The following is a 25,382-nucleotide window of genomic DNA, read 5'->3' on the forward strand; positions in this document are numbered from 1 at the left end:
GGGTATTAGGTGTCCGACCCGAACGACGAGAAGAAGCCGGCCCCGGAATCCGCCGGTCCGCAGGACGCGCGCCCCGACGCCGCCGTGGAACCGGCCGCCGACGCACCCACCGTCAAGCACGCGACCGCCGCGCCGACGGTGCCGATGGCCGCGGCCGAGCCGAAGGACGACCGGCCCGCCGCCGTGAGCTCGCAGGCGCCGACGACCGAGATCGCCACCGGTGGCGCCGAGAGCGCGCCGCCCGCGCCGAAGACGAGCGAGTGGAAGACCGAGGAGCCCGCGGCCGAAAAGCCCAGTGCCCCGGCGATCAGCCGGCCGGGCGCAAAGCCCAGCGCGCCCGCGATCAGTCAGCCGTCCGGCAAGGGCGAGGCGGCGACCCCCGCCGTCAGCCAGGCACCGGGTAAGGGCAACGCGGCCACCTCCGCCGTCAGCCAGGAACCAAGCAAGGACGAGGCGGCGGCCCCGGCCGACAGCCAGGCACCGGGGAAGACCGACGCGGCGACTCCGGCCGCCGCGAAAGCCGACAGGCCTGCCGCGGCAGCCCCCGCCGTCGATCCGGCCTCCGACAAGTCCACTCCGGACCAGGCATCCGGCAAAACCGATCAGCCCGCCACCGCAGCTCCGGCCGTCGATCAGGCACCGGCCGACCAGCCCGGCGCAGCGGCGGACGCCCCCGCACCGGTCGACGCCGAGCCGGGCGCGACCGCCGTCATCCGCCGGGATACGCCCGCCGATCAACCGGTCAAGACCGAAACCGGCGGCGACACAGCGAAATCCGACGATCCGCCCGCCGGCGCGGACGCGCAGACCGTCGTCATGAAGGTGCAGCAACGCCCGAAGCCGACCGGGCAGTCCGACGCCGACGTGGACACCGTCGCGATGCGCAACGACGAACCGGCCGACGTGCCACCGCCGCCGCCCGCGCCGAATGTGGCCGCCGACGACGCCGCGACCGTCGCCATGAAGATCGTGCCGAAACCGCAGGAAGACGACGCGAAGACCGCCGTGTTCCCGGTGCAGCGGCCGGATCCGCAAGCCACCCAGAAGTTCCGGACCGAGGCCCCGAAGCCGGAGGGCGGCGACCGGGTCGCTCCCCCGCGCGCGGCCCCGATGAGCAAGCCGCCGATGACCCCGCGTCCCGCGCCGGGCCCGAAGCAGCCCGGTAAGCAGGGCCCCGCGCCGCAGCAGCAGCAACCGCGCCGGGTGCCGCAGGCGCAGTCCCCGGCCGATGTGCAGATGACGCTGCCGGTGCAGTCGGTGTTCCAGCCCGCGGGCCAGCAGCAGCGGCCGCAGCCGATGGCCGCGCCGCAGCGGGTGGAACCCACCGCACCGGACGCCGCGGCGGACGCGGGCAAGTCCAAGCGCCTGCTGATCGGTGTCGGAGCCGGGGCGGTGCTGCTGCTCGCGCTGGTCGCGGGCGGCATCGCCTTCAGCAATCGCGGGGACAGTTCGCCGCAGGCCCAGGTCCGCTCGGCCATCGGCGATTACACCAGCGCGCTGCGCGACGGTGATCTCGCGGCGCTGCGCGACAGCACCTGCGGCGCGCTGCACGACTACTACGCGGGTATCCCCGAGGCCGACTTCTCGGGTGTGCACAAACTGTCGGTGGATCAGAAGACCATCCCGGTGATCGATGACGTGGACGCCATCCAGATCACCGATGGGACGGCGCTGGCGCAGGCCACCGTCTACACCGCGGCGGACCCGTCGAAGAAGTCGGCGCGCACCTTCGATCTGGAGCGCACCGGCGACGGCTGGAAGGTCTGCGACAAGCCCGCCGGCAGCTGATCAGCGGCGCCGCCGGCCTCCGTCAATCGGGATAAATACCCGGTCGGCGGAGGCCCAGGTCACCCGTAGCCCGCATCACACTCACCTGGTCATCGGTCCGGTCCGCCAGTAGCATGGCCCGGATCATGATGAGGGAACAAACGATGGCGCAGCCGGAAACCGCCGCCGTCGCACAGCAGACCGAGCTGGCCGGACGGCGCTTCCAGGTCCGCGACCACTACGAGGTCGGCCGCGAGAAGGTGCGCGAATTCGCCCGGGCCATCCAGAACGATCATCCCGCGCATCGGCGCGAAACCGAGGCACGCAGGCTCGGCTACGAGGGCCTGATCGCACCGCCGACCTTCTCCTCGGTGATCGGCATGACGAGCACCCAGGCCCTGCTGGATTCGGTACTCACCGACTACGACCTATCCCAGGTGCTGCAGACCGACCAGGTCTTCGAGCTACATCAGCCGATTCTGGCGGGCGACCGGATCCAGACCGAGATCGTCATCGATTCGCTCCGCCAGTTCGGCGACAACGACTTCATCCACATCAAGTTCGTGCTGCGCAACCAGCGCGGCGAGATCGTGCAGATCGGCTCCAGCACCATCGTGGCGCGCCGCGGCGCCGAGGTCGACTCGAACCTGGTGCAGGCGGTGGACAGCATCTTCATGTACGTCCGGCCCGCCGACCTGGACGAGACCTCCGCGCTGATCGAGCTGCCCGCCGACCCGAACGCGCTGACCGTCCCGCCGCGCGAGACCGTCCCGGTGCACACCGTGCTCGACTTCGACGCCCTCACCCCCGGCACCGCGCTCCCCGCCGGCTCGGCCCGGCTGACCCGCGGCGACCTGGCCAACTACGCCGGCGTCTCGGGCGACCCGAACCCGATCCACTTCAGCGACCGCGCCGCCGAGCTGGTCGGCCTGCCGACCGTGGTCGCGCACGGCATGCTCACCATGGGCCTGGCCGCCGAATACCTGACCTCCTGGCTGGGCGATCCGACCGCCATCGAGAAGTTCAGCGTGCGGTTCTCCGGTTTCGTCCCGGTCGCCGCAGATGCCGCGACCACCGTCGAGTTCAGCGGCAAGCTCAAGTCGCTGGATGCCGAAACCCGCACCGGGACAATCATGTTGAGCGGTTCCGCCGAGGGCCGCAAACTGTTCGGCCGGGCGCTGGCCGAGGTCCGCTTCGCCTAATCGCCCAGCGTCGCCCGCATCAGGTAGACGTTGTAGTCGTTCCAGGTGGACAGCGTGAAGTAGAGCTCGCGCCCGCTCGACCAGGGATGGATGAATCCGCCGTAGAGCTCGGCGTGGTCGGCCACCGACACCGTCGGCGTGCCGCCGGACCACACCCCCTGCGGCGAATCCGCTTCGCGCACAACCAGTGCCGCCTGTGCCGTGTCCAGGTAGCTGAGCTGCCAGACCTTGCGCCCGGCGTCGTAGCGCACCGACAGCTCCGCGGCGGGCGCGTCCACGATCGGCGTGGCCTGTGCCGAACCCACCGGGCGCCAGCTGCCCTCACTCCAATACTGGTAGGCGCTGGTGTTGAGCAGCTGATCCGTGGCCACCCGCGCCAACCCCACCGCGCCGAGCCGGGTGTTGGGCGTACCGAACATATAGACGTGCTCACCGTGCGGAACCATCGCCGACACTTGGAAATTCGCGAGCCCGAAGATGTTGTCCCAGCGGGCGTGCGGGTCCTTGGTCCAGGTCTGGCCGTGGTCCTCGGAGTAGGCGATGCCGCCGTAGTTGGTATAGAAGGTGCCGGGCACGCTGTTCCAGGTGCGAATCGACATGTAGCTCATGTACTGCCGGTCGCCGAGCGCGAAACCCGAAGTGGGAATGGTGGTTATCTCGACATTGTCGAGTTTGCGGCTGGAGAGCACCTCCGCGGCGTGGCAGCGATCGTCGGTGACCATGGCGTCGTAGGTGACGCCGTCGGACAGGTCGCGGTCGGTGCTGAAGGCCAGCACATTGCTGCGCCAGTCCCCACCCATGCCGCCCGGCGGATGGAAACCGCGCCCGACCGTGTCACCGAAGGCGGTGATGATCTCCCCCGGCGCGCTCTCCCACATGATGCCGAGGTCGGTGCCGTCGACCTGCCAGCGCTTGTCGGTGCGATTGATCGAGTGCGCACCGGTCAGCTTGGCCACCTCGCGGACCTCGGTGATGCGCGGCGCGGCCCGGCCCGGCGCCTGCGGGGCGCGCTCGGTGGGCGGCTCGACGCGCGGCGGCGGGGGCGGCACCGGTCCGGGATCCGGGCCGGGCCCGGGTACGCCGAAGTGAAAAGGCTGGGGGCTCAACCGGATTTCCGGGACGCCGAGCTGGTTCGCCGCACTCGGCGGCGGCGCCGGAACGTCGGTCAGGTCCGGGCATGGATTCACGCAGGGATCGAGCGGCAACTGCATGCGGGTGCGCACCGGCGCCGGCTCGGCCCGCGGCGGCAGCACGGTGACCACCGGATACGGGATCGGCACCTCGAGGGTCTTCGGGACCAGCCCCTCGTGCACCGGCTCCGGGTCGCTCGGGCACGGGCCGACGCCCGGGAGCACCTGCGCCGGTTCGGGTTTCGGCGCCGCGGCGGCCCCCGGGTGCACAGCGCTGCACAGCACCGCGGCACCCGCCGCGGCCAGCAGTTGCCTGGCCTTGGACACAGCGGTCGACCATACCCGGCAACCCGCGTTTTCCCGGCGCGACTTTCCGATCAAGCCGCTATCAGCGCTGATAGCACCGGATTCGAAGTCGGCGCACGATGGAGACCGTGAACCAGAATGTGCAATCGCCCCGCCTGGCCGCGGCCCTCGGCGCCGCCTGCCTGGTGGCCGGCTTCGGGCTCGCGCCCGCGGCCGCCATCCTCGGGCCGGCGCCCGCCCCGGCACAGGCCGGCGAGCTCCGCGACCAGGATCCGAGACCGACCAGCAACGACAAACCGAAGAAACAGTTCTACCGCAACTGCGCCGAGGCCCGGCGCGACGGCAACTGGCATCCGCAGCGCGGCGAACCCGGCTACTGGTCCTACCTGGATCGCGACGGCGACGGCGTGGCCTGCGAACTCAGCGACGACTAGGCGCGGGCGATCAGTTGATCGCCTGGAACACCAGCGCGGTCGAGCCGATCCGGATGACATCGCCGTCGGCGAGCAGCGCGCCGTTGTCGATCGCCTCCTCGTTGACGTAGACCCCGTTGGCCGAGCCCAGATCCTTGATCAGCAGACCGGCCCGGCTCGGCATGATGTGCGCGTGGTACCGGCTGGCCTTGGGATCGTCGAGGATCAGGTCGTTGTCGGTCATCCGGCCGATCCGCAGACCGGCCGGCGGGATGACCTGCGCCCGGCCGTCGGGCATCCGCAACTGCCCGTTGCGGACCGTGCGCGGCATCTCGGTGACCGTCTCGGTCATGTACTTGTGCAGGTCCTCGACCCGGCGGAACTCATTGGTGCTCAACGACTCCTGGCGCAGCACCCGCTGTTCCAGCTCGACCAGCGCCGGGCCGGGATCGATGCCGAGTTCCTCGGCGAGGACGTCTTTCACCCGCCGGGCGGCCGCGAGCGCGTCGGCTTGGCGGCCGGACAGGTACAGCGCGGTGATCAGCTGACCCCACAGCGGTTCCCGCAGCGGATGCTCGGCCGTCATCGAGCGCAGCTCACCGATCACCGAAGAATGCCGCCCACAGGCGATTTCGGCGTCGATCCGGGCCGCGGCGGCGACCAGGCGCTCCTCGTCCATGGCGGTGGCGAAACCGTCGGCGAAACCCAGGCCCGCCAGATCGGCGAGCGCGCGACCGCTCCACTCCTGCAGCGCGGTGGCGTAGAGCCGCGAGGCGCCTTCGTTGTCGCCGGCGCCGGCGGCTTTGCCCGCGGCTTCCCGGGCCGCCTCGAAACGGCCGATATCGCAGGCTTCCTCGGGAATCTCGAGCCGATACCCCGAGGATTCCGTGCGCAGCACCGCGGCCGGGTCCACGCCCGAATTACGCAGCGCCTTACGGATATTCGAGACGAATACCTGCAGGCTGGCGGCGTAGGAGTCGGGCGGGTCCTCGTTCCAGACCATGTCGGCCAGCACCGCCGAGGACACCGCGCGCCGTCGATTGACGATCAGCGCCGCCAGCAACGCACGCGGCTTGGGCCCGCCGACCGCCACCGGTGTACCACCGACGAACAACCGGACGGGCCCGAGCACGCGCACATCCAAACTCATGAACTTCCCTAATGCTCCCGCATCGGCGGCAAAACCCTTGCCCCCGAGAGGCAGAAGGGTCAGGCGCTGATCGACCGTCCCGCAGACTTCAGATCATTGCACGCCTCGAGAACGCGCGCCGCCATGGCCGCCTCCGCCTTCTTGAGGTAGCTGCGCGGATCGTAGACCTTCTTGTTGCCGACCTCGCCGTCGATCTTGAGCACGCCCTCGTAGTTGGCGAACATGTGACCGGCGACCGGGCGGGTGAAGGCGTACTGGGTGTCGGTGTCGACATTCATCTTCACCACGCCGTACCGCAGCGAATCCTCGATCTCGGACTTCAGCGAGCCCGAACCACCGTGGAAGACGAAATCGAACGGCTGTGCGTCCGTGCCCAGGCCCAGCTTGGCGGCGGCCACGCGCTGACCCTCGGCCAGCACCTCCGGCCGCAGCTTCACATTGCCCGGCTTGTAGACGCCGTGCACGTTGCCGAAGGTGGCGGCCAGCAGGTACTTGCCGTTCTCGCCGTGGCCGAGCGCGTCGATCGTCTTCTGGAAATCCTCGGGCGAGGTGTAGAGCTTGTCGTTGATCTCGGCCTCGACGCCGTCCTCTTCGCCGCCGACGACGCCGATCTCGACCTCGAGGATGATGTTGGCCGCGTGCGTGGCCTTCAACAGCTCCTTCGCGATCTCCAGGTTCTCGTCGATCGGGATCGCGGAACCGTCCCACATGTGCGACTGGAACAGCGGGTTGCGGCCCGCGTTCACCCGCTCCTGGGAGATGGCGATAAGCGGACGCACGAAGCTGTCCAGCTTGTCCTTGGGGCAGTGATCGGTGTGCAGCGCGATCGTCACGTCGTACTTCGCGGCGATGACGTGCGCGAACTCGGCCAGCGCCACGGAACCGGTGACCATATCCTTCACACCCAGGCCGGAACCGAATTCCGCGCCGCCGGTGGAGAACTGGATGATGCCGTCGCTACCGGCGTCCGCGAAGCCCTTGATGGCCGCGTTGATCGTTTCCGACGAGGTGACGTTGATGGCGGGGAAGGCGAAGGAGTTCGCCTTGGCCCGACCCAGCATCTCGGCGTAGACCTCCGGAGTCGCGATGGGCACAGTGACAACCTCCGTGTAGTTCCATGTCTCGGCGTGCGGCAAAAGACAATTCTGTCAGGCACACCCTAAGCCAGAGGCGTTTCGGTCCGTACCCGGGTTGTTGACCGATCGGTAGTTTCCGGCGCGACACGGGCATTTCCGGTCACACCCGGTACTGTGGGCCGGGTAATCGGGCCGGCCCGCACTCGAACGGTGCTCCGCGACGCGCGCCGGCCGTCCCCGAACAGGAGGCCGCGTGAATCTGCTGGCAGCGACCGATCTACTGGCGGTTGCCGATGAATCGGTGTGGAGCAATCTGCTCAAGCCGCTGGATCTGCTGACCAAGACCTGGCTGGCGAATGCGGTGCTGCCCGCGATCCTGATCATCGTCTTCATCGAGACCGGCCTGCTGTTCCCGATTCTGCCCGGCGATTCGCTGCTGTTCACCGGCGGCATGCTCGCGGCCCAATCCGATCCGCCGGTATCGATCTGGGTGCTGCTGCCCGCGGTCATCGCGGTCGCCTTCCTCGGCGACCAGTGCGGCTACTGGATCGGCCGGGCCATCGGCCCGAAGATCTTCCAGAAGGAAGACACCCGCTTCTTCAAGAAGCACTACGTGACCGAAACGCACGAATTCTTCGAGAAGCACGGCCCGAAGACGATCATCCTGGCCCGGTTCGTGCCGATCGTGCGTACCTTCATGCCGGTCCTCGCGGGCGTCTCGCAGATGACCTACCGCAAGTTCGTCGCCTTCGACATCGTCGGCGCGATCCTGTGGGGTGGCGGCGTCACGGTCATCGGCTACTTCCTCGGCAATGTCGCCTTCGTGCGCGACCACATCGAGTCGATCTTCCTGCTGATCGTGTTCGTGTCGATCCTGCCGGCCATCATCACGGTCGCGAAGAAGCTGCGTAGTCGCGGTAATACCCCGGTCAAGGACGTGCTCGAGGCCGAGCTGACCTCGACCTCGCCGAACGAGTCGACCCGCTGAGCCGGTGGCTACGGAGCCTTCTCTTCTAGCGGCCCAGCCCATGGCGGTGGGCTCGTTCGACCCGCTGCTGTCCGCGGGCCCCACGCTCGTCTGGACGGTGGTGCTGACCTTCGTCTTCCTGGAGTGCGCGCTGATCGTCGGCCTGTTCTTGCCCGGCGATTCGATGTTGATCACCGCGGGCATCGTGATGGCCGCGCACGCCTCGGGCGAGGCGCAGGTGTGGGCGCTCTCGGTGGGCGCGATGATCGCCGCGATCGCGGGCAACCAGGTCGGCTATGTGATCGGGCAACGCACCGGTCACCACCTGGTGGCCCGCAAGAACGGGCGCTATATCAACACCCGGAACCTGGCCCGGGTCTCGGAGTTGTTGCAGCGCCACGGTTTTCTCGCGGTGCTGGTGGCGCGCTGGATTCCCTGGGTGCGCACGCTGTGCCCGATGGTCGCGGGCGCGGCCGGGATGGATCACCGCAAATACACCGTGGCCAGCACCATCGGCGCGATCATCTGGGCGCCGGTGCTGCTGCTGATCGGCTACTACGCGGGCGGTTTCCTGCAGCAGGTGCCATGGCTGATGCCGATGGTGATCGGCACGCTGGTCGTCGGGCTGATCGTGGGCACCGTGCTCGGTATCCGGCACTATCGGCAGGAAATGGCCAAGCCCGCCGAGGATTTCGACGTCGATCCGGCCCCGGCCGAACGCTGAGCCCTACATTCCCGCGGCGCTGACCTGGTAGGCCGCTTCCATCAGCAGCCAGCCCGACAGCTGCACCGACAGGTCGCGTTCGGGAATCGCCGACGCGGTCACCGAGCCGCCTGCGGTGAAAAAGCCCGCCCCCGCGCTGCCCCCGGGCACCCGCGCCGGCTTGCACCAATCGGCGCCGAACAGCGGCTCACCCTCGACCTCGAGCCGATTCGACCAGGCCGCGGCCGCCGATTTCCGGACCAGGGTGGCCGCCAGCTGCCGATCCTCGACCTGCTCGCGCTCCTCGCCCGGCAGCATCAGCGCCACCACCGCCAGATATCGGGCCAGAATGCCGTTGAACAGGCCGCCGTCCCCGCCGCCGCCACCGTGGATGACACCACCCGTGGTCAGCTGCGCGTCGACGGCGTGCAGCAGCCGGTGCGCGCGCTGCGCATGCCGCGGTGCGCCGGTGTGCACCGCGAGTTCGGTCTCCAAGCCCAGCACCACGCCCTGGCAGTAGCTGAAGATGGGCCGCTCGATCACGCCGCCCGGCAAGTGGATGCCGTCCAGGATCAGCCCCGTGTCGGCGTCGCGCAGGTTCGCCTCCAGCCAGTCCGCGATCTCCTGCGCCCGGCCGTACCGGCCGAGTCTGGACAGCGCGATCCCGGCCGGGCCGTTGGCGGGCGCGTTGTAGAAGTCCGAACCGAGCCGCCACGGGATACCGCCGCCGGCGGCCGGATTCCAGGCGTCGTAGAGCTTGTTCTCCAGTGCGATCAGCGCGCCGCGCACCTCGGTGACGCCCAGGGTGCGCTCGGCGCGTTCCAGGGCGATGGCCAGCCAGGCCATGTCGTCGTAGTACTTGTTGGTCCAGCCGGTGAGGTTGCGAACCCGGTGCGAGCGCACCAGTTCGCTGACGCGTTTGCGGCGGGCGGCGGTCGGCATCCGGTTGGCGGCGTCCACCGCGCACTCGATCAGATGCGCCTGCCACCAGTAGTGCCAGTTACCGAAGGCGCGTTCCCGTTTGGTCGCGGGCCAGCCGACCACGCCGAGTTCGGTGCCCGGAAACGCCCACAGTGCCCGCAGATGCCGGGAGATGATCGCGGATTCCGCCATATCGGCCCGCTCCGACCACAGTTCGGGCGTCGATGCAGCGTCCTGCCCAGTGTTTGGGCTTCGCGATGTCATATCCCAATGGTGCCAGCTCGGCGGGGTATTACGTGGCCTATTTGTTACACGGCGCAGTTGGCCTGCTCACCAGGACTCGGACAGATCGGCGTGCCGGCGCACCCAGGCGTGCATCGCGATACCCGCGGCGACACCGGCGTTGATGCTGCGAGTCGAGCCGAACTGGGCGATCGAGACGGTCATCGCGGCCGCGACCTTGGCGGACTCGGTGACGCCCGGCCCCTCCTGCCCGAACAGCAGCAGGCAATCGCGCGGCAGCTCGGCGGTTTCCAGCGGTACCGCGCCCGGCACGTTGTCCACGGCGACCACGGTCAGCCCGTTGCGGGTGGCGTAGGCGAGCAGTTCGTCGAGATCGGCGTGATGCTCGAGATGCTGATAGCGGTCGGTCACCATGGCGCCGCGGCGATTCCAGCGGCGGCGGCCGACGATGTGCACCGCGGCGGCGGCGAAGGCATTGGCGGTGCGCACGACCGTGCCGATATTGGCGTCGTGCTCGAAGTTCTCGATGGCGACGTGGAACGGGTGCCGGCGCCGATCGATGTCGGCGACGATGGCCTCGCGCGTCCAGTACCGGTAGGCGTCCACCACGTTGCGGCGGTCGCCGGCCGCGAGCAACTCCGGGTCCAGGCGCGGATCATCGGGCGGCGGGGTGCCGAATTCGTCGGACCACGGCCCGACACCGTGCGGATGCTCGCCCCATTCGGTAGGTCCGGGTACGGGCTCGGCGGTGTCGGGCTGCGGGTGAGTCACTCCGACGATGCTAATTCCAGCCGAATTGTCAGTAGGTGCTGGTGGTGCTGGCGCTGAAGACGCCGAGCGCGATGGCCAGGATCGCGAACACGATGCCGAGCGCGATCAGCGCGGTGCCGATGATGCCCAGGATGAAGCCGGCCTGGGTCTTCCCGCGGCCGCCGATGGCGCCGCCGGAGGCATCGATCTCGTCGAGCGCCTTCTTGCCCATGAACCAGGCGAACGGCGCGCACAGGCCACACAGTGTGACGCCGAGGATGCCCAGGATCAGCACCAGCGTGGACTGGGGATGCTCCTGCTGACCGTAGGGGCTGCCGTAGGGCGCGGCGCCGTAGGGCTGCTGCCCGTACGGCTGCTGGCCGTAGGGCTGCTGACCATAAGGCTGCTGGCCGTAGGGCTGCTGCGGCTGCTGGGCGTAGGGGTCGGACTGCCCGTACGGCTGCTGCGGCGGGGGCTGCTGCGCGTGCGGATCGGATTGGCCGTACGGCTGCTGGCCGTACGGCTGTTGCCCATAGGGCTGGTCCGGCTGGCCGGACTTGTCCATCGACGGCGGAAAACTCATGAGGAGATGTTAGCCGTCAGCGTTCCGCTTCGGTGGTTGTGCGGCAATCAGGCGGTGATCGCCACACCGATGACGATCGAGAGGAACGCCGCCACCCCGAGGCTCAGCAGCACGGTCGCGATGATGCCGCAGATATAGCCCGCTTGCGCGCTCCCCCGCCCGCCCAGCGCACCCGCGGCCTCGTCGATCTCGTCCATGGCGCGCTTGCCCATCACCCAGGCGAACGGGCCGAGCACCACGATGAGCGGGCACATGAAGGTCCCGACCAGGGCGGTGATGCCCAATGCCATGGCGGTGGTCGCCTGTGGATGCTGCGGAGGCGGCGGGGCATAAGGTGGGTAACCGTAATACGGCCCCGGATACGGGTTCACCTCTTCGATCGTACGAGGTGTAGCTGGCACCACCATGGTTTCGGCGGACAGCTCCCTCGATACCCGGGCCCGCACCGACCAGCATGGAAAGCATGATCGAGACACAGGCCGAAGCACTCCTCGCGCCGGCGCCGCAGCCCGCGCAGCCGCTGTGGCACACCCTGCTCAGCGCACCGTTCCAGGCCCGGACCTGGAAGGAATTCGCCTATCTGCTGGCGGTTTTCGTGCTCGGCCTGGTGGCCGTCACCTATCTGTTCTTCGGCGTCGGCGGCGGCCTGTTCGTTTCGCTGACCATCATCGGCATTCCGCTGCTGGCGTTGGTCCTGCTGGGCGGGCGCCCCTGGGCCTGGGTCTACCGGCAGCTGTGCCGGACCCTGCTCGACACCCCCGTGGAATCGCCGCCGCCGTTCGTCCGGCAACCCGGGGCCTTCGGCTTCCTGAAGAGCGCGTTCACCGATCGGCCGAGCTGGCGGGCGATGGCGTTCCTGGTGGTCCAGGTGCCGCTCGGCATCGCGGTCGGTTACCTCGCGCTGGTGGTCGTGGCGATGACCGTGTTCGTCGCGATCTCCCCGATCATCTGGGGCGTGTTCCAGCCCGTGAACGCCGACGAGAACGGCGTCGAGCGCCACTCGATGATGCAGTTCGGCTCGTACTACATCGATACCTGGCCGCGGGTGCTCGGTGTCGGCGCGATCGGCGTGCTGCTGTGCTTCGCGCTGCCGTGGCTGCTGCGCGGGCTCTGCCTGGTGCACCGGGCGCTGACGGTCACCCTGCTCTCGGCCACCATGCGGGACAAGCAGCTGGCGGGGTTGCGGGAGAGCCGCCGGGCCGCGGTCGACGACGCGACCGCCACCCTCGGCCGGGTCGAGCGTGACCTGCACGACGGCACCCAGGCCCGGCTGGTCACCATCGCCATGGCCCTTGGCCGCGCCGAGGAGCGCCTGGCCAACGGCGGCAACCCGGGTGACCTGATCGCCGACGCGCACGCCAGCTCCAAGGAGGCGCTGGTCGAGCTGCGCGAGCTGGTACGCGGAATCCACCCGCCCGCACTGGAATTGGGCTTGGAAGCGGCACTGGAAACGCTGACCTCGCGCTGCGCGGTGCCGGTCGACCTGCGCGTGACGCTGCCGCAGCGCCCCAGCCCGGCCATCGAGGCCATCGCCTACTTCTCGGTCGCCGAACTGCTCACCAATGTCGTCAAGCACGCGGGCGCCAACCGGGCCTGGGTGACGGTGGTCCCGCACGACCGCCGCACCCTCGCGGTCACGGTGCGCGACAACGGTATCGGCGGCGTGCTGCCGCCCGGCACCGCCGGGGGCAGCGGACTCGCCGGACTGGCGGCGCGGGCACGGACGGTCGAGGGCACCCTCACCGTCGACAGCCCGATCGGCGGCCCGACCGTGGTGACCATGCTGCTGCCCAAGGTCGGCCTGTGATGGGCGCGCCGCTGCGCATCGTCATCGCCGAGGACAGCGCCATCCTGCGCGACGGCCTGGCCGGACTGCTCACCGAGCACGGGCACCAGGTGGTCGCGATGGTCGGGGACGCGAGCACGCTCAGTGCCGTTGTCGAGCAGCACAATCCGGACGTCGCCGTGGTCGATGTGCGGATGCCGCCGTCCTTCACCGACGAGGGTCTGCTCGCCGCCATCGAACTGCGCCGCAAGTATCCGATGACCGGCGTGCTGGTGTTCTCGCAATGGATCGAAACCCGCTATGCCACCGAGCTGCTCGCGGGCGGCGCGAGCGGGGTCGGCTACCTGCTCAAGGACCGGGTGGCCGACGTGCGCGAGTTCGTCGACGCGTTGCAGCGGGTCGCCACCGGCGGTACCGCGCTGGATCCGGAAGTGGTGAGTCAGCTGATGGGTGCTTCCCGGCAACAGGATTCGCTGACCCGGCTCACCCCGCGCGAACGCGAAGTCCTCGAACTCATGGCACAGGGCCTGTCCAACAACGCGATCGCCGAGGCGCTCACCGTCACCGAGCGCGCGGTGGAGAAGCACATCGGCAATATCTTCGTGAAACTCGATCTGCCCGTGTCGGATACGCACCACCGGCGGGTGCTGGCGGTGCTGCGGCTCAAGGGCTGAATTCGGTCAAGGCCGGTTCACGGGCCGCCCCGTCGACCTATCCTGGAGGTGCAGGGTTTCCGGGGTGAAGGCTTGGCATGGATCATGCGCGCATTCTCCGTACGGTGCTCGGCGTCGTCGCCGGGTACCTGATCCTGCTCGGCCTCTGGCTGGGCTGGCTGGTCCATCACATGCCGCCCGGCACCGTGCCCTATCAGATCGTCGGCATGGTCGGCCTGTTCGGTTCGGCCGTCGGCCTGGCCATGCTGCTGGCCACCCGCCCGTCCCGCGCCGACCGCCGGCTCTGGCAGCACGGCCTGGAAGGGTGGGCCACCATCCGCGGCCGGCACGCGCTGCACCGGACCGACCGGCACACCGAATTGACCCAGCTGGACCTGGAACTCACCATCCCGGGCGCCGAAACCTACAGCGGCTCGATCACCTTCGACGTGCAACCCGCCGACAGCGCGAAACTCGAGGTCGGGGCGACGGTGTCGATCCGGGTGGACCCGGCCAACCGGGACCGCATCATCCTGGTGCTGTGAATCCGCCTACCGCGGCGGCTTTTTCGCGTGCGCCCGCGGATCGGCGAGCAGGTATTGCGCGGCGGCGTAGGTGCTCAGGATGACGCCCTCGGTCAGGTGCCGGGACCGGGTGCTGCGCGCGAAGAGCCGGCGCAGCACGATCAGCCCGTCGGAGACCGTGAACAGCAGCGCGCCCAGGCCCAGGCGGCTGCGCGGATCGGCATCGGGCAGGTTCAGGCCCGCCACGTTCTTCGCGCCGGGAGCCAGGCCCGGATCCGAGGCCAGCACGGCCGCGGTGCCCAGCGTCAGCCCGTAGACGCTCAAAGGTGTTGCGACCGTGCGGGCTCGGGCCCGCAGCAGCGTGCTCGCGCCGAGCCAGGCCGCCACCCGCGGCACCGCGATCGCGGGCAGCGGCCGGGCGCCCTTGCGCAGCCACAGCGCCGCGTACCCGGTCTGCATCAGCGCGAACGAGGACGCGCCCGCGATCAGCCGGCGATCGTTGTCCGGGTCGATCAGCAGGATGTCACCGACCGTGGCCGCGCCGAGCGCGGCGAGCAGCACCTTGCGATCGGCGGGATCGAGCTCCGCCGGGCTGGTCGCGACGTCCGCCGCCAGCAGCGGCATCAGCAATGGCTTGGCGACCCACTGCAGGGTGTCGCGGCCGGTGACCGCCCCGACGACGGTGACCGCGGCGGCCGCGAGATAGCCGGCCCGAAAAGCACGCATCGAAACCTCAGAAACTCGGGTCCGCCGGGGCGGGCGGCAGGGTGACGACCTGGCCCGCGTAGCTCAGGCCCGCGCCGAAGCCGAGCAGCAGCGCCGTCTGCCCGCCCTTGGCCTTCCCGCTGACCAGCATCTCCTCCATCGCCAGCGGAATGGAGGCGGCGGAGGTGTTGCCGGTGTTCTCGATGTCGTTGGCCATCGGGATGTCCTCGGCCAGGCCCAGGTTCTTGCGCATCAGCTCGTTGATCCGGGCATTGGCCTGGTGCGGGATGAAGACCTCGATGTCCTCCTTGGCGACGCCGGACATCTCCAGCGCCGAGGCCAGCGCGCGCGGCAGGGTGACCGCGGCCCAGCGGAAGACGCTCGGCCCCTGCATGCGCAGCGACATCCGGCCGATCGCCTCGACCTCGGGGTCGATGCCCTGCATGGCCTGGGCCTTGTTCATGTACGCCAGGAAGTCGACGTCCTGGGCGATGGCTTCGGCGTGCTCGCCGTCGCTGCCCCAGACCGTCGGGGAAATGCCGTTCTCCTCGGCCGGGCCGACCACGACCGCGCCCGCGCCGTCACCGAAGATCATCGCGGTGCCGCGGTCGGTCGGATCGAGCCCGACGGTCATCGTTTCCGCGCCGATCACCAGCACGTATTCGGCGGAACCCGCGCGGATCAGGTCGGCCGCAACGCCGAGGCCGTACCCGAAACCGCCACAACCGGAGGTCAGGTCGAACGCGGGAACACCGTTGATGCCCAGGTCGTGGGCGATGGTGGGGGCGCCGTGCGGAGTGAGCTTGAGCCAGCTCGAGGTACACAGGATCACCGCGCTGATCTTCCACCGGTCCAGACCGGTGTTGCTCAGCGCGCGCTCACCGGCCGCGGCGGCCATCGAACGCAGCGTCTCGTCGCCGCTGATCCAGCGGCGATTGCGGATACCGGTGCGCTCGAAGATCCACTCGGGAGTGGAATCCAGGACCGCACACACCTCGTCGTTGCTGACGATGCGCTGCGGACGGTAGGCCCCGATTCCGAGCATCGCAACATTCTCGCGATTTTTGTTGACAGCAATGCTCACCATGGGTGACTCACACGACCCTTCACCGGACAACCCTACAAAACGAGGCCCAGGCTAACCCAGGGCAAGGTCTTTGAGACCGAGGATGGATCGATATTCCAGACCCTCGGCCGCGATCACCTGATCGGCTCCGGTCTCCCGGTCCACGACGGTGGCCACACCGACGACGGTAGCGCCCGCGTCCCGCAGCGCACGCACCGCGGTCAGTGGGGAGTTGCCGGTGGTGGTGGTGTCCTCGACCACGAGCACGCGCTTGCCGACGATGTCGGGGCCCTCGATCTGGCGCTGCATGCCGTGGGTCTTGGCGGCCTTGCGCACCACGAAGGCGTCGATCGGGCGGCCCGGCGCGTGCATGACCGCCAGCGCCACCGGGTCGGCGCCCATGGTCAGGCCGCCGACGGAGTCGAAGTCCCAGTCCGCGACCAGCTCGCGCAGCAATCTTCCGATCAGGGGGCCGGCCGCGTGGTGCAGCGTGGCGCGGCGCAGGTCGACGTAGTAATCGGCCTCGTTGCCCGAGGACAACGTGACCTTGCCGTGCACTACCGCCAGCTCGCGCACCAGCGCCGCCAGTTTGTCGCGATCGAGCAGCGAATGGTGCTGCCCGAGCTCATCGTCGAGGGGTGACGCCTCGCTCATGTCTTGTTATGTCCTTCCGCGTGAATTGAACAGGCCGCGACTCATGCGCACCTGCAGGGCTCGCGGAATCATGCCAGCCGCCGTGGTGAGCACCTTGTACTGCACTCCGGGCACGCACACCACCCGGTTCTTCTCCAGATCACTCAGCGAACCGCCGACCACCTGATCGACCGTCAGCCACATCGCGCGCGGCGTCGAGGACATCTCGATACCGGCGCGCGCATGGAACTCGGTACGCACGAATCCGGGGCACAGCGCCTGGATCCGGACGCCGGTGCCGGCGAGACCGCCCGCCAAGCCCTCGGTGAAGGATACGACGTAGGCCTTGGACGCCGAATAGGTCGAGCCCCGTCCGGGTACCAGGCCCGCCACGCTGGCCACATTCACGATGGATCCCTTGGCCGCGGCGATCATCGCCGGCAGGGCGGCGTGGGTCAGCTGCAGCACCGCGGTGACGTTCACGTCGAGCTGAGCTTGCAGCTGCGGGTAGGGCAGCGTCCAGAATTCGCCGCTGTGCGCGAATCCGGCGTTGTTGACCAGGAATTCGATGCCTTCGGCGACGCGGGCCGCGACCCGCTCGCGGTCTTCGGCCACGGCCAGGTCGGCGGTGAGCACCTCCGAGCGGGTACCGAATTCACGTTCCAGTTCGCCCGATAGCGCGGTCAGCTTTTCGGTGTCGCGGGCCACCAGGACCAGGTCGTAGCCGAGTGCCGCGAGCCGGATGGCGTAGCCGTGGCCGATGCCGGAGGTCGGCCCGGTGACCAGCGCGACCGGACGGGTGGCGCCGGGCAGGCGCGCGGAAGCAGCACTTTCGGTCATGGCGACCACATTCCAATCAGCGAATTATTTCGGGACCGGGCCCTGGTAGGGACGGAAACCGGGGTGGAACGGTCCGCCGGGCTGGGGCGCCTCGTCGCGCCCGTGCGGTTCATCGTCTTCCTCGGCGCGCTCCGGGCGCGGCCGGGAGCGCGCGTCCGGGACCACGGCCAGCGACGGCCGGCGCGGCGGTTCCGGGGAACGTGTTTCGGGTTCGTCGTCGTCGAGGTCGCCGAATTCCTCGTCGCCCCGGCGATCCCGCTCGTCGTAGTCCCAATCGTCCTCGCGCGCACGCGCGTCCGCCGGGCGTGACCGCGCGGGACCCTCGAACTCCGGATCCTCGTCCTCGTTCGGGCGGGGCCGCGGGCGCGGCTGCTCATGGCCGGTCGCGCCGGCGCGCGGATCGGCGACCGGGGGCAGCACGTGCAGCAGACCCGAGAGCCGCAGCACGGCATCGATCGCGGTCTCCCAGTCCTTGGCGGAGGTGCCGACCGACAGCATGCCGAGCGTCCAATTGCCTTCGGACCACAGCATTTGCACCGTATCCGGCAGACTCTCGATGAACGCGACCATGCGCTGATCGACTGCGTGCCGGGCGATTTCGGGGTTGGTCGCGAACACCACGCGGTCACCGATGGCGCCGAGCAGCTCCAGATCGGCGTCCTTCGGCGGCGAGGCCGTCTTCAGGCGCATGTCGACATCGATGTCGGAACCGATCTGGCGGCGCACCGCGACCAGGGTGGCCGCGTCCTCCAGATCGAACAGAACGAACTTCTCGCCCTTGCGAATTCCGGACACCACGTCCACGGCGGAGAGGTAGCCGAGCTTGGCCAGCGCCCCGCGCCGCCAGGTGGAGGGCAGCGCCGGTTCCACCGATACATACGTGTAGCCCTGGGCTTTCGCCCAGACCTGACGTGCGTGACCGGTCCGCTGCCGCTGGACCCGATCGAAATACAGCAGCACGACCGCACCTATCAGTGCGATCGCCGCCAACCCGAACCACAATGCCGTCATCGCCGTCTACCTTAATGGGCGCAGCCCGGCAGAGTTCGTCATTGTGGGCGCGCCGAGCCGAACTGACCCTTATCGAGGCCCGCCTGGCAGCGCGGTACTGATGATGAACTTGGCCAAGATGGACCCGTCCGGATTCTTGTCACCCTGCACCATCACTATGTCACCGACGGGCAGGTCCGACACCTTCGCGCCGGACAGTGAAATGACCTGTGTCATGTCATTGGTGAGCACGGTGACGCTACCGCCGGAGGCGGAATCGAGGGTGAGCGTGCCCGCGTTGTTGGCGTTGATGGTGCCCATGGTCGCCCCGAGGTTCTCGAAACCGGGCACGCCGGGGAACTCGGGCGGGCTGCTCTGACCCGATTGCGGCGGCAGCACCGGCGCGGTGCGCACCGACGACGTGGTCGAGCGCGCGGCGCTGTCCGAGCCGGAATCCCGGCCGCCGAGCAGCGCGCCCGCGATCACACCGACCAGGGCGATCAGCGCGACAACACCCAATGACAGCGCGATCCAGAGCCCGGTGTTGCGCTTCGGCTTCTGCGGCGGGCCCGGCGGGGGCATTCCCCCCGGCGGTACGCCGCCCGGCGGCATCGCACCGGGCGGGACCGGCTGCTGCGCGGTCGGCGGCGGGTACTGATTGCCGTAGCCGCTTTCGTACGCGCCCCACTGATTTTCGGCCCGGGGCAGCTGCTGGGTCGGATTCGGCGGCGGGGGCGTCCACGCGTCGTACTGCTCGGTCGACGGATAGACCGACGGACCCTGGCCGTACTCGGGCGGTGTGCCTGACGGACCGAGGTGTTCGGTCGGTGCATCCTCCGGACGTTGCCCCCAGGGATCCTTCGGGTTCGTCATGTCTCCAGGGTAGGCGCGTGTGGTCGGTCCGGCCGTGAGGACGGACCGACCAGTTGCTTACTTGCCCACGATCAGGGTGTCGCGGTTCTGGTCCAGGTCGACCTTGACCGTGTCACCGTCCTGCACCTCACCGCCCAGCAGCTCCTTGGCGAGGGTGTCGCCGATGGCCTGCTGGATCAGCCGGCGCAGCGGCCGCGCACCGTAGACCGGGTCGTAACCGCGCATCGCCAGCCAGAGCTGGGCCGCCTCGCTGACCTCGAGCGTCAACCGGCGCTGGGCCAGCCGCTTCTGCAGCTGTTGCAGCTGGATGTCGACGATCGACCGCAGCTGATCCTCGTCCAGGTGGTGGAACATCACCACGTCGTCGAGGCGGTTCAGGAACTCCGGCTTGAAGGCGGCGCGCACCGCGTTCATGACCAGCTCCGGATCCGCGCCCGCACCGAGGTTCGAGGTGAGGATCAGGATGGTGTTCCGGAAATCGACCGTGCGGCCCTGTCCGTCGGTGAGCCGGCCCTCGTCGAGCACCTGCAACAGGATGTCGAAGACATCCGGATGCGCCTTCTCGATCTCGTCGAACAGGATCACCGAGTAGGGGCGGCGGCGCACCGACTCGGTCAGCTGACCGCCCTGGTCGTAGCCGACATAGCCGGGCGGCGCGCCGACCAGGCGAGCCACCGCGTGCTTCTCGCTGTACTCGCTCATGTCGATCCGGATCATGGCGCGCTCGTCATCGAACAGGAAGTCCGCCAGGGCCTTGGCCAGCTCGGTCTTGCCGACGCCGGTGGGGCCGACGAACAGGAACGAGCCGGTGGGCCGGTTCGGGTCGGCGACGCCGGCCCGGGCGCGGCGCACCGCGTCCGAGACCGCCTGCACGGCCTCGGCCTGGCCGACCACGCGGCGGCCCAGCTCGTCCTCCATGCGCAGCAGCTTCTGCGTCTCGCCCTCGAGCAGACGGCCGGTGGGCACGCCCGTCCACGCCGACACCACATCGGCGATGTCGTCGGGGCCGACCTCTTCCTTGAGCATGATCTCGCCGTCCGCGGCGGTGGCGGAGGCCTTTTCGGCCGCGGCGAACTTCTTCTCCAACTCCGGGATCTTGCCGTAGCGCAGCTCGGCGGCCTTGCCCAGATCGCCGTCGCGCTCGGCCCGCTCGGACTCGCCGCGCAGCGTCTCCAGCTCCTCCTTGAGCGTGCGCACCTGATCCAGCGCGCCCTTCTCGTTCTGCCAGCGGGTCATCAGCTGGTTCAGCTTCTCCTTGCCGTCGGCCAGCTCGGCGCGCAGCTTCTCCAGGCGGATCTTGGAGGCCTCGTCGGTCTCCTTGCTCAGCGCCATCTCCTCGATCTCCAACCGGCGCACCGAGCGCTCGATCTCGTCGATTTCGACCGGGCGCGAATCCATTTCCATGCGCAGCCGGGAGGCGGCCTCGTCGACCAGGTCGATCGCCTTGTCCGGCAGGAAGCGGGCGGTGATGTAGCGATCGGACAGGGTGGCCGCCGCGACCAGCGCCGAGTCGGTGATGCGCACGCCGTGGTGCACCTCGTAGCGCTCCTTGATGCCGCGCAGGATGCCGACGGTGTCCTCCACCGAGGGCTCACCCACCAGCACCTGCTGGAAGCGGCGCTCCAGGGCGGCGTCCTTCTCGATGTGCTGGCGGTACTCCTCCAGCGTGGTGGCGCCGACCAGGCGTAGCTCACCGCGGGCGAGCATCGGCTTGATCATGTTGCCGGCGTCCATCGCGGATTCGCCGGTGGCGCCCGCGCCGACGATGGTGTGCAGCTCGTCGATGAACGTGATGACCTGTCCGGCACTGTTCTTGATGTCCTCGAGCACGGCCTTGAGCCGCTCCTCGAATTCACCGCGGTACTTCGCGCCGGCCACCATCGCGCCCAGGTCGAGCGAGACGACGTTCTTGCCGCGCAACGACTCCGGGACGTCACCGGCCACGATGCGCTGCGCCAGGCCCTCGACGATGGCGGTCTTGCCGACGCCGGGCTCGCCGATCAGCACCGGGTTGTTCTTGGTGCGGCGGCTCAAAACCTGGATGACCCGGCGGATCTCGGAGTCGCGCCCGATGACCGGATCGAGTTTGCCCTCGCGGGCCAGGTCGGTCAGGTCGGTGGAGTACTTCTCCAGCGCCTGGTAACTGCCCTCGGGATCGGCGGTGGTGACTTTCGCGCTGCCGCGCACGGCGGTGAACGCCTCGCGCAGCGCCTCGGCGGTGGCGCCGTACTTCTTCAGCAGCATGGTGACATCGGAGTCGCCCGCGGCCAGGCCGACCATGACGTGCTCGGTGGAGACGTATTCGTCGCCCATCTCGGTGGCCAGGTGCTGGGCCGCGGTGATGGCGGCCAGGCTTTCCCGGCCGAGCTGCGGTTGGGTGGTCGCGCCGGACGCGCGCGGCAACCGGTCCACAATGTCCTGGGCCTCACGCCGGACCGTGCCCGGATCCACTCCGATTGCCTTGAGCAAGGGCGCGGCGATGCCGTCGGTTTGATCCAGCAACGCCACCAGCAAGTGCGCCGGACGAATCTCCGGGTTGCCCGCGGCGGAGGCCGCCTGCAGGGCTGCGGTCAGGGCCGCCTGGGTCTTGGTGGTGGGATTGAACGAGTCCACGGTCACCTTCCTACGAGTCGAATTGGTTACACCGTTCAACGCCGGCAAGGTTGAGTCTGTTCCGCTCAAGTTTGCAAATTTCCGGCTAACCAGCGAAGAGCCGACTGACCAGCACCAATCGTCCACGCTACGCCGCACCAGGGTCGAATGCGATGAATCGCCCCGCCGGTGGTGTAGGGATTCATAGGACGGATATCGATGTTGGTTGATAGGTCATATTCAGCTCGGAATCGAGGAGCGGAACGATGCGCGCGATCGTGGTACGAGAGTTCGGAGCAAATCCCGAAGCAGCCGATATGCCGATACCCGAACCAGGCCCGCGCGCGGTCCGCGTGCAGCTCGAGGCGGCCGGGGTCAACCCGTTCGACAGAAAGGTCGCCGAGGGCATCCTCGACGGCAAACTGCCGCACGACTTCCCGCTGATCCTCGGCGTGGACGGCGCGGGCACCATCGTCGAGACCGGCACCGAGGTCACCCGCTTCGCGGTCGGCGACCGGGTGGTCGGAAAATTCCTGGCCGGGCGCGCGGGCCACGGCTCGTTCGCCGAATACGGCGTGCTCCCCGAAGACGCCACCCTGGTCCGGATCCCCGAGGGCGTCCCGACCATGGCCACCGCCGCCGTGCCGACCGCGGGCGTCACCGCGCAGGATCTGGTGGACGCCGCCAAGATCGAACCCGATCAGACCGTGCTCATCGTCGGGGCCACCGGCGGCGTCGGCGTCTTCCTGGTGCAGCTGGCCAATCTGGCCGGCGCGCACGTCATCGCCACCGCCCGGGGCGCGGCGGCGGACCAGATGCAGCGGCTCGGCGCCGCCGAGACCATCGACTACACCCGGGGTTCGGTGGCCGAGCAGGTCGCCGCGCGGCATCCCGGCGGGGTGGACGTGCTGTTCGATCTGGTCAGCGCGCCCGAGGAGCTATCCGAGCTGACCGCGGTCGTCCGCGACGGCGGCAGCGCCTACTCCACCATCTTCGCCGCGAACACCGAGGCGCTGCGGGACCGCGGCATCGAGGGCGGTAACTTCGAATCGCACGGTGCCGCACCGGAACTGGCCCGCCTGCTGCGGCGGGTGGCCGAGGGTGACGTGGTGATACCGATCGAGGAAACGGTCGCGCTGGCCCAGGCCGCCACGGTGTTGGACAAGCCGGGCGCTCGAGGTAAAACGGTGCTGACCATCTGATCAGTAACTCGAGCGTTCACTTTCCTTGCGGACCCGCGTACGGCCCGGTTTGCCGACACATTACGGTTGGCCGCGGTCCTACTCGGTCATACTCTGACGACCTCCGGTTTTTACTGGATACTGATACCGACCAGCCGTAGTGACTGCTTGCAGGTCACTCGAAACGGTCGGCCGACGGGTATGTCCCTGGGCAAGACGAGGGAAAGGAAGCTCCACGTCGTGGATGCGCGTTCAGCAGCGCTGGTCCGCGCCAACTTCCGTTCGGTGACCGACGCACCGAACGGACCCGAGCGGTTGACCAGCACGTTCTACGGCTTTTTGTTCGCCGAGAACCCACAGCTCCGTGAGCTGTTCCCACCCGCGATGGAAATGCAGGCCAAGCGGGTGGTCACCGCGATCCAGTTCGTGATCGACCATCTCGAAGACTGGGAGCGAGCCCAGAAGTTCCTCGAGCAGCTCGCCCGCGACCATCGCAAATACGGCGTCTCGGCCACCCATTACGACATGGCCGGGCACGCGTTGCTGCAGGCGTTCCGGTCCTACAACGGGCCGGGCTGGAATCGGGAGTTGCACGAGGGCTGGCGCGACGTCACCATTCTGATCTCGGCCTCCATGGCCATCGGCGCGAACGCGGACAAGTCGCAACCGGTGTGGGAGGCGACCGTGGTCGGGCACCGGCGCGTGCTGGAGGATCTGGCGATCGTCCGGCTGCAATCCGACACCCCGGTCCCCTACCAGGCGGGCCAGTACGTGCCGATCACGGTGCCGCAGCGCCCGAAGATGTGGCGCTACCTCTCCCCCGCGATTCCGGCGAATCCGTACGGGGAGATCGAGTTCCACGTCCGCAAGATCCGCGGCGGGTGGGTCAGCCCGGCCATCGTCAACGAGACCCGGGTCGGGGACCGCTGGCAGATCGCGGCGCCGCTGGGCGGCCTGCACGTGGATCGTGACAGCGGCCGCGACGTGTTGCTGATCGGCGCCGGAACCGGCATCGCCCCGCTGCGCGCCCAGCTGATCGAGATGGGCCAGCGCGGGGTGAATCCGCGCGTGCACTTCTTCATCGGCGGCCGCTACCCCTGCGACCTGTACGACGTGGAGAACATGTGGCAGCTCTCGCAGAGCAACCCGTGGCTCACTATCGTCCCGGTCTGCGAGGAGAAGACCAATCCGTGGTGGTTCCCGGATCCGCCCGCCGAGGAGCCCTACGGCATGCACCGCCGGCTCACCGGCAATCTCGGCGCGGTGGTCGCGAGCTTCGGCGCCTGGGCGGATCGGCAGATCCAGATCGCCGGCTCGGCGCGCATGATCGCCGACACCCGGCGCGCCCTGATTTCCGTCGGCACCCCCGAGCACATCATCACCTCCGATCCTGTGTAAGCGAGACGACCTTGGCGATCGATCCCAGCCTCAGCGCGCCGCCGGAGTGGACGGCCACCGTTGTGGGGCATCACCGTCTGCGCCACGACTTGGCGGTCATCCGGCTGATCGGCGAGTTCGTGCCGTTCGCCGCGGGCCAGTCGGTGGAGGTGCGGGTGCCGCAGCAGCCCCAGGTGCGGCGGCGGCTCTCCCCCGCGCTGCCGCCCTCGCTGGACGGCAAGCTGGAATTCCACGTGCGCACGGTGCCGGGCGGCTGGCTCAGCGGCGCCCTCGTCGCGGAGACCAAGCTCGGCGACGAGTGGCGAATCACCGCGCCCGCGGGGCTGTTTCAGGTCGACCCGGACGGTGACGAGGTCGTGATGATCGCCGGCGGGACCGGGCTGGCCCCGATGCGCGCGCAGATCCTGGAGCTGTCCCGGCATGCCGAGCCGCCGCCCACCTACCTGTTCTTCGGCGGCCACAGCCCGCGCGATCTCTACGCCGCCGACATGCTCGCCCTGCTCGCGCAGGAACTGCCCTGGCTGACCGTGGTACCCGTGGTCGAGAGCCTGGCGGATCCGGGCTGGACCGACGACTGGTACGAGCACACCCGGGTCGATATCGGCTTCGGTCCCGAGGACCTGCTGCAGGGCACGCTGGCCGAGGTGATCGGGACGCACGGCGCGTTCGCCGCCCATCAGGTGCTGGTGTGCGGCTCGCCGGCGATGGTGCACGCGACCGTGAACACGCTGCTGGAAACGGGCACCCCGCCGGAGCGGATCCAGTTCGAGGGCCTGCAGTAAACAGGACCATTTGGTCTTTTCTATTACGAACCGGCCACATCGTGGCCGCGCCTCGCCGCGCTGACGACAATGGCGGAGGGCGTCTGACGCGATCCGGGAATAGTTCGCGCAGGCCGCCGGTTGAGCAGATCTAGATGTTGAGCGTGTG

25 protein-coding genes are annotated in these 25,382 nt (G+C 69.0%); 11 read left to right on the plus strand and 14 right to left on the minus strand.

The window, feature by feature from the left end; translation table 11 throughout:
- Positions 1 to 9 precede the first annotated feature (9 nt).
- Positions 10 to 1,788, plus strand: coding sequence for a hypothetical protein (locus AB0H76_RS22830; RefSeq protein ID WP_357327355.1), 1,779 nt, complete (start codon positions 10 to 12; stop codon positions 1,786 to 1,788).
- A 143-nt stretch (positions 1,789 to 1,931) separates the two neighbouring features.
- The gene (locus AB0H76_RS22835; protein WP_357327358.1) at positions 1,932 to 2,969 is read left to right on the plus strand and encodes a fused (3R)-hydroxyacyl-ACP dehydratase subunits HadA/HadB; all 1,038 of its coding nucleotides are present in this window, start codon (positions 1,932 to 1,934) and stop codon (positions 2,967 to 2,969) included.
- Here AB0H76_RS22835 and AB0H76_RS22840 read toward each other — a convergent pair.
- Positions 2,966 to 4,369, minus strand: a complete 1,404-nt coding sequence (locus AB0H76_RS22840; protein ID WP_357329818.1) for a DUF4185 domain-containing protein — start codon at positions 4,367 to 4,369, stop codon at positions 2,966 to 2,968. The two genes, AB0H76_RS22835 and AB0H76_RS22840, sit on opposite strands and share 4 nt — an antisense overlap.
- 164 nt (positions 4,370 to 4,533) lie before the next feature.
- Here AB0H76_RS22840 and AB0H76_RS22845 point away from each other — a divergent pair, with 164 nt between their 5' ends.
- Positions 4,534 to 4,839 carry an excalibur calcium-binding domain-containing protein gene (locus tag AB0H76_RS22845; RefSeq protein ID WP_357327362.1) on the plus strand — a complete coding sequence of 102 codons (306 nt, stop codon included), beginning with the start codon at positions 4,534 to 4,536 and terminating at the stop codon, positions 4,837 to 4,839.
- A gap of 10 nt (positions 4,840 to 4,849) precedes the next feature.
- On the opposite strand, the gene AB0H76_RS22850 is transcribed toward AB0H76_RS22845, so the two are convergent.
- Together AB0H76_RS22850 and fbaA are read right to left on the minus strand one after the other, a co-directional pair.
- Complete coding sequence (locus AB0H76_RS22850) at positions 4,850 to 5,968, minus strand: BTAD domain-containing putative transcriptional regulator (protein WP_357327364.1); 1,119 nt, start codon at positions 5,966 to 5,968, stop codon at positions 4,850 to 4,852.
- A gap of 59 nt (positions 5,969 to 6,027) precedes the next feature.
- Entirely contained in the window at positions 6,028 to 7,104 is a 1,077-nt protein-coding gene (gene fbaA, locus AB0H76_RS22855; protein WP_357327367.1) for a class II fructose-bisphosphate aldolase, read from the minus strand.
- 241 nt (positions 7,105 to 7,345) lie between these two features.
- Between fbaA and AB0H76_RS22860 the strand changes: the two genes are divergently transcribed.
- Entirely contained in the window at positions 7,346 to 8,032 is a 687-nt protein-coding gene (locus tag AB0H76_RS22860) for a VTT domain-containing protein (RefSeq protein WP_357329820.1), read from the plus strand.
- Positions 8,033 to 8,072: 40 nt separating this feature from the next.
- Positions 8,073 to 8,735 (plus strand): DedA family protein, encoded by a 663-nt coding sequence (locus AB0H76_RS22865; RefSeq protein ID WP_357327370.1) that lies wholly within the window; start codon positions 8,073 to 8,075, stop codon positions 8,733 to 8,735.
- Positions 8,736 to 8,738: 3 nt separating this feature from the next.
- On the opposite strand, the gene AB0H76_RS22870 is transcribed toward AB0H76_RS22865, so the two are convergent.
- The 4 genes from AB0H76_RS22870 to AB0H76_RS22885 all read right to left on the minus strand — a co-directional run bounded on the left by AB0H76_RS22870 (position 8,739) and on the right by AB0H76_RS22885 (position 11,582).
- Positions 8,739 to 9,827: a glycoside hydrolase family 76 protein gene (locus AB0H76_RS22870; protein WP_357327373.1), complete on the minus strand. Its 1,089-nt coding sequence runs from the start codon at positions 9,825 to 9,827 to the stop codon at positions 8,739 to 8,741.
- Between the two features lie 138 nt (positions 9,828 to 9,965).
- Positions 9,966 to 10,649: a TrmH family RNA methyltransferase gene (locus tag AB0H76_RS22875; RefSeq protein ID WP_357327376.1), complete on the minus strand. Its 684-nt coding sequence runs from the start codon at positions 10,647 to 10,649 to the stop codon at positions 9,966 to 9,968.
- A gap of 28 nt (positions 10,650 to 10,677) precedes the next feature.
- The gene (locus tag AB0H76_RS22880; RefSeq protein ID WP_357327379.1) at positions 10,678 to 11,211 is read right to left on the minus strand and encodes a DUF4190 domain-containing protein; all 534 of its coding nucleotides are present in this window, start codon (positions 11,209 to 11,211) and stop codon (positions 10,678 to 10,680) included.
- A gap of 47 nt (positions 11,212 to 11,258) precedes the next feature.
- Complete coding sequence (locus AB0H76_RS22885) at positions 11,259 to 11,582, minus strand: DUF4190 domain-containing protein (RefSeq protein ID WP_357327382.1); 324 nt, start codon at positions 11,580 to 11,582, stop codon at positions 11,259 to 11,261.
- A gap of 92 nt (positions 11,583 to 11,674) precedes the next feature.
- Between AB0H76_RS22885 and AB0H76_RS22890 the strand changes: the two genes are divergently transcribed.
- The 3 genes from AB0H76_RS22890 to AB0H76_RS22900 all read left to right on the plus strand — a co-directional run bounded on the left by AB0H76_RS22890 (position 11,675) and on the right by AB0H76_RS22900 (position 14,195).
- The gene (locus tag AB0H76_RS22890) at positions 11,675 to 13,018 is read left to right on the plus strand and encodes a sensor domain-containing protein (RefSeq protein ID WP_357327385.1); all 1,344 of its coding nucleotides are present in this window, start codon (positions 11,675 to 11,677) and stop codon (positions 13,016 to 13,018) included.
- Positions 13,018 to 13,671, plus strand: coding sequence for a response regulator transcription factor (locus AB0H76_RS22895; RefSeq protein ID WP_357327388.1), 654 nt, complete (start codon positions 13,018 to 13,020; stop codon positions 13,669 to 13,671). Before AB0H76_RS22890 ends, AB0H76_RS22895 begins: the two co-directional genes overlap by 1 nt.
- A 77-nt stretch (positions 13,672 to 13,748) precedes the next feature.
- A complete protein-coding gene (locus tag AB0H76_RS22900; RefSeq protein ID WP_357327391.1) occupies positions 13,749 to 14,195 on the plus strand; it encodes a hypothetical protein in 447 nt (148 codons plus the stop codon).
- A 6-nt stretch (positions 14,196 to 14,201) separates the two neighbouring features.
- Here the strand turns inward: AB0H76_RS22900 and AB0H76_RS22905 are convergent, their stop codons facing one another.
- The 7 genes from AB0H76_RS22905 to clpB form a co-directional block, all read right to left on the minus strand.
- Entirely contained in the window at positions 14,202 to 14,900 is a 699-nt protein-coding gene (locus AB0H76_RS22905; protein ID WP_357327394.1) for a lysoplasmalogenase, read from the minus strand.
- 7 nt (positions 14,901 to 14,907) lie between these two features.
- Positions 14,908 to 15,966 carry a beta-ketoacyl-ACP synthase 3 gene (locus AB0H76_RS22910; RefSeq protein WP_357327397.1) on the minus strand — a complete coding sequence of 353 codons (1,059 nt, stop codon included), beginning with the start codon at positions 15,964 to 15,966 and terminating at the stop codon, positions 14,908 to 14,910.
- A 51-nt stretch (positions 15,967 to 16,017) separates the two neighbouring features.
- A complete protein-coding gene (gene pyrE, locus AB0H76_RS22915) occupies positions 16,018 to 16,551 on the minus strand; it encodes an orotate phosphoribosyltransferase (protein WP_357329822.1) in 534 nt (177 codons plus the stop codon).
- A 54-nt stretch (positions 16,552 to 16,605) separates the two neighbouring features.
- Positions 16,606 to 17,418, minus strand: coding sequence for an SDR family NAD(P)-dependent oxidoreductase (locus tag AB0H76_RS22920; RefSeq protein ID WP_357327400.1), 813 nt, complete (start codon positions 17,416 to 17,418; stop codon positions 16,606 to 16,608).
- 24 nt (positions 17,419 to 17,442) lie between these two features.
- Positions 17,443 to 18,429 carry a hypothetical protein gene (locus tag AB0H76_RS22925; RefSeq protein WP_357327403.1) on the minus strand — a complete coding sequence of 329 codons (987 nt, stop codon included), beginning with the start codon at positions 18,427 to 18,429 and terminating at the stop codon, positions 17,443 to 17,445.
- A gap of 69 nt (positions 18,430 to 18,498) precedes the next feature.
- Positions 18,499 to 19,281 carry a DUF5666 domain-containing protein gene (locus tag AB0H76_RS22930; protein ID WP_357327405.1) on the minus strand — a complete coding sequence of 261 codons (783 nt, stop codon included), beginning with the start codon at positions 19,279 to 19,281 and terminating at the stop codon, positions 18,499 to 18,501.
- A gap of 57 nt (positions 19,282 to 19,338) precedes the next feature.
- A complete protein-coding gene (clpB, locus tag AB0H76_RS22935; protein WP_357327408.1) occupies positions 19,339 to 21,894 on the minus strand; it encodes an ATP-dependent chaperone ClpB in 2,556 nt (851 codons plus the stop codon).
- 296 nt (positions 21,895 to 22,190) lie between these two features.
- Here clpB and AB0H76_RS22940 point away from each other — a divergent pair, with 296 nt between their 5' ends.
- The 3 genes from AB0H76_RS22940 (at position 22,191) to AB0H76_RS22950 (ending at position 25,234) form a co-directional block, all read left to right on the plus strand.
- Positions 22,191 to 23,075, plus strand: a complete 885-nt coding sequence (locus AB0H76_RS22940; protein ID WP_357327411.1) for an NADP-dependent oxidoreductase — start codon at positions 22,191 to 22,193, stop codon at positions 23,073 to 23,075.
- 219 nt (positions 23,076 to 23,294) lie between these two features.
- Positions 23,295 to 24,452 (plus strand): globin domain-containing protein, encoded by a 1,158-nt coding sequence (locus AB0H76_RS22945; protein ID WP_357327414.1) that lies wholly within the window; start codon positions 23,295 to 23,297, stop codon positions 24,450 to 24,452.
- A gap of 11 nt (positions 24,453 to 24,463) precedes the next feature.
- Positions 24,464 to 25,234, plus strand: coding sequence for an FAD-binding oxidoreductase (locus AB0H76_RS22950; protein WP_357327417.1), 771 nt, complete (start codon positions 24,464 to 24,466; stop codon positions 25,232 to 25,234).
- Positions 25,235 to 25,382: the final 148 nt, after the last annotated feature.

Source organism: Nocardia sp. NPDC050712 (assembly GCF_040654295.1).
Taxonomy (GTDB): domain Bacteria; phylum Actinomycetota; class Actinomycetes; order Mycobacteriales; family Mycobacteriaceae; genus Nocardia.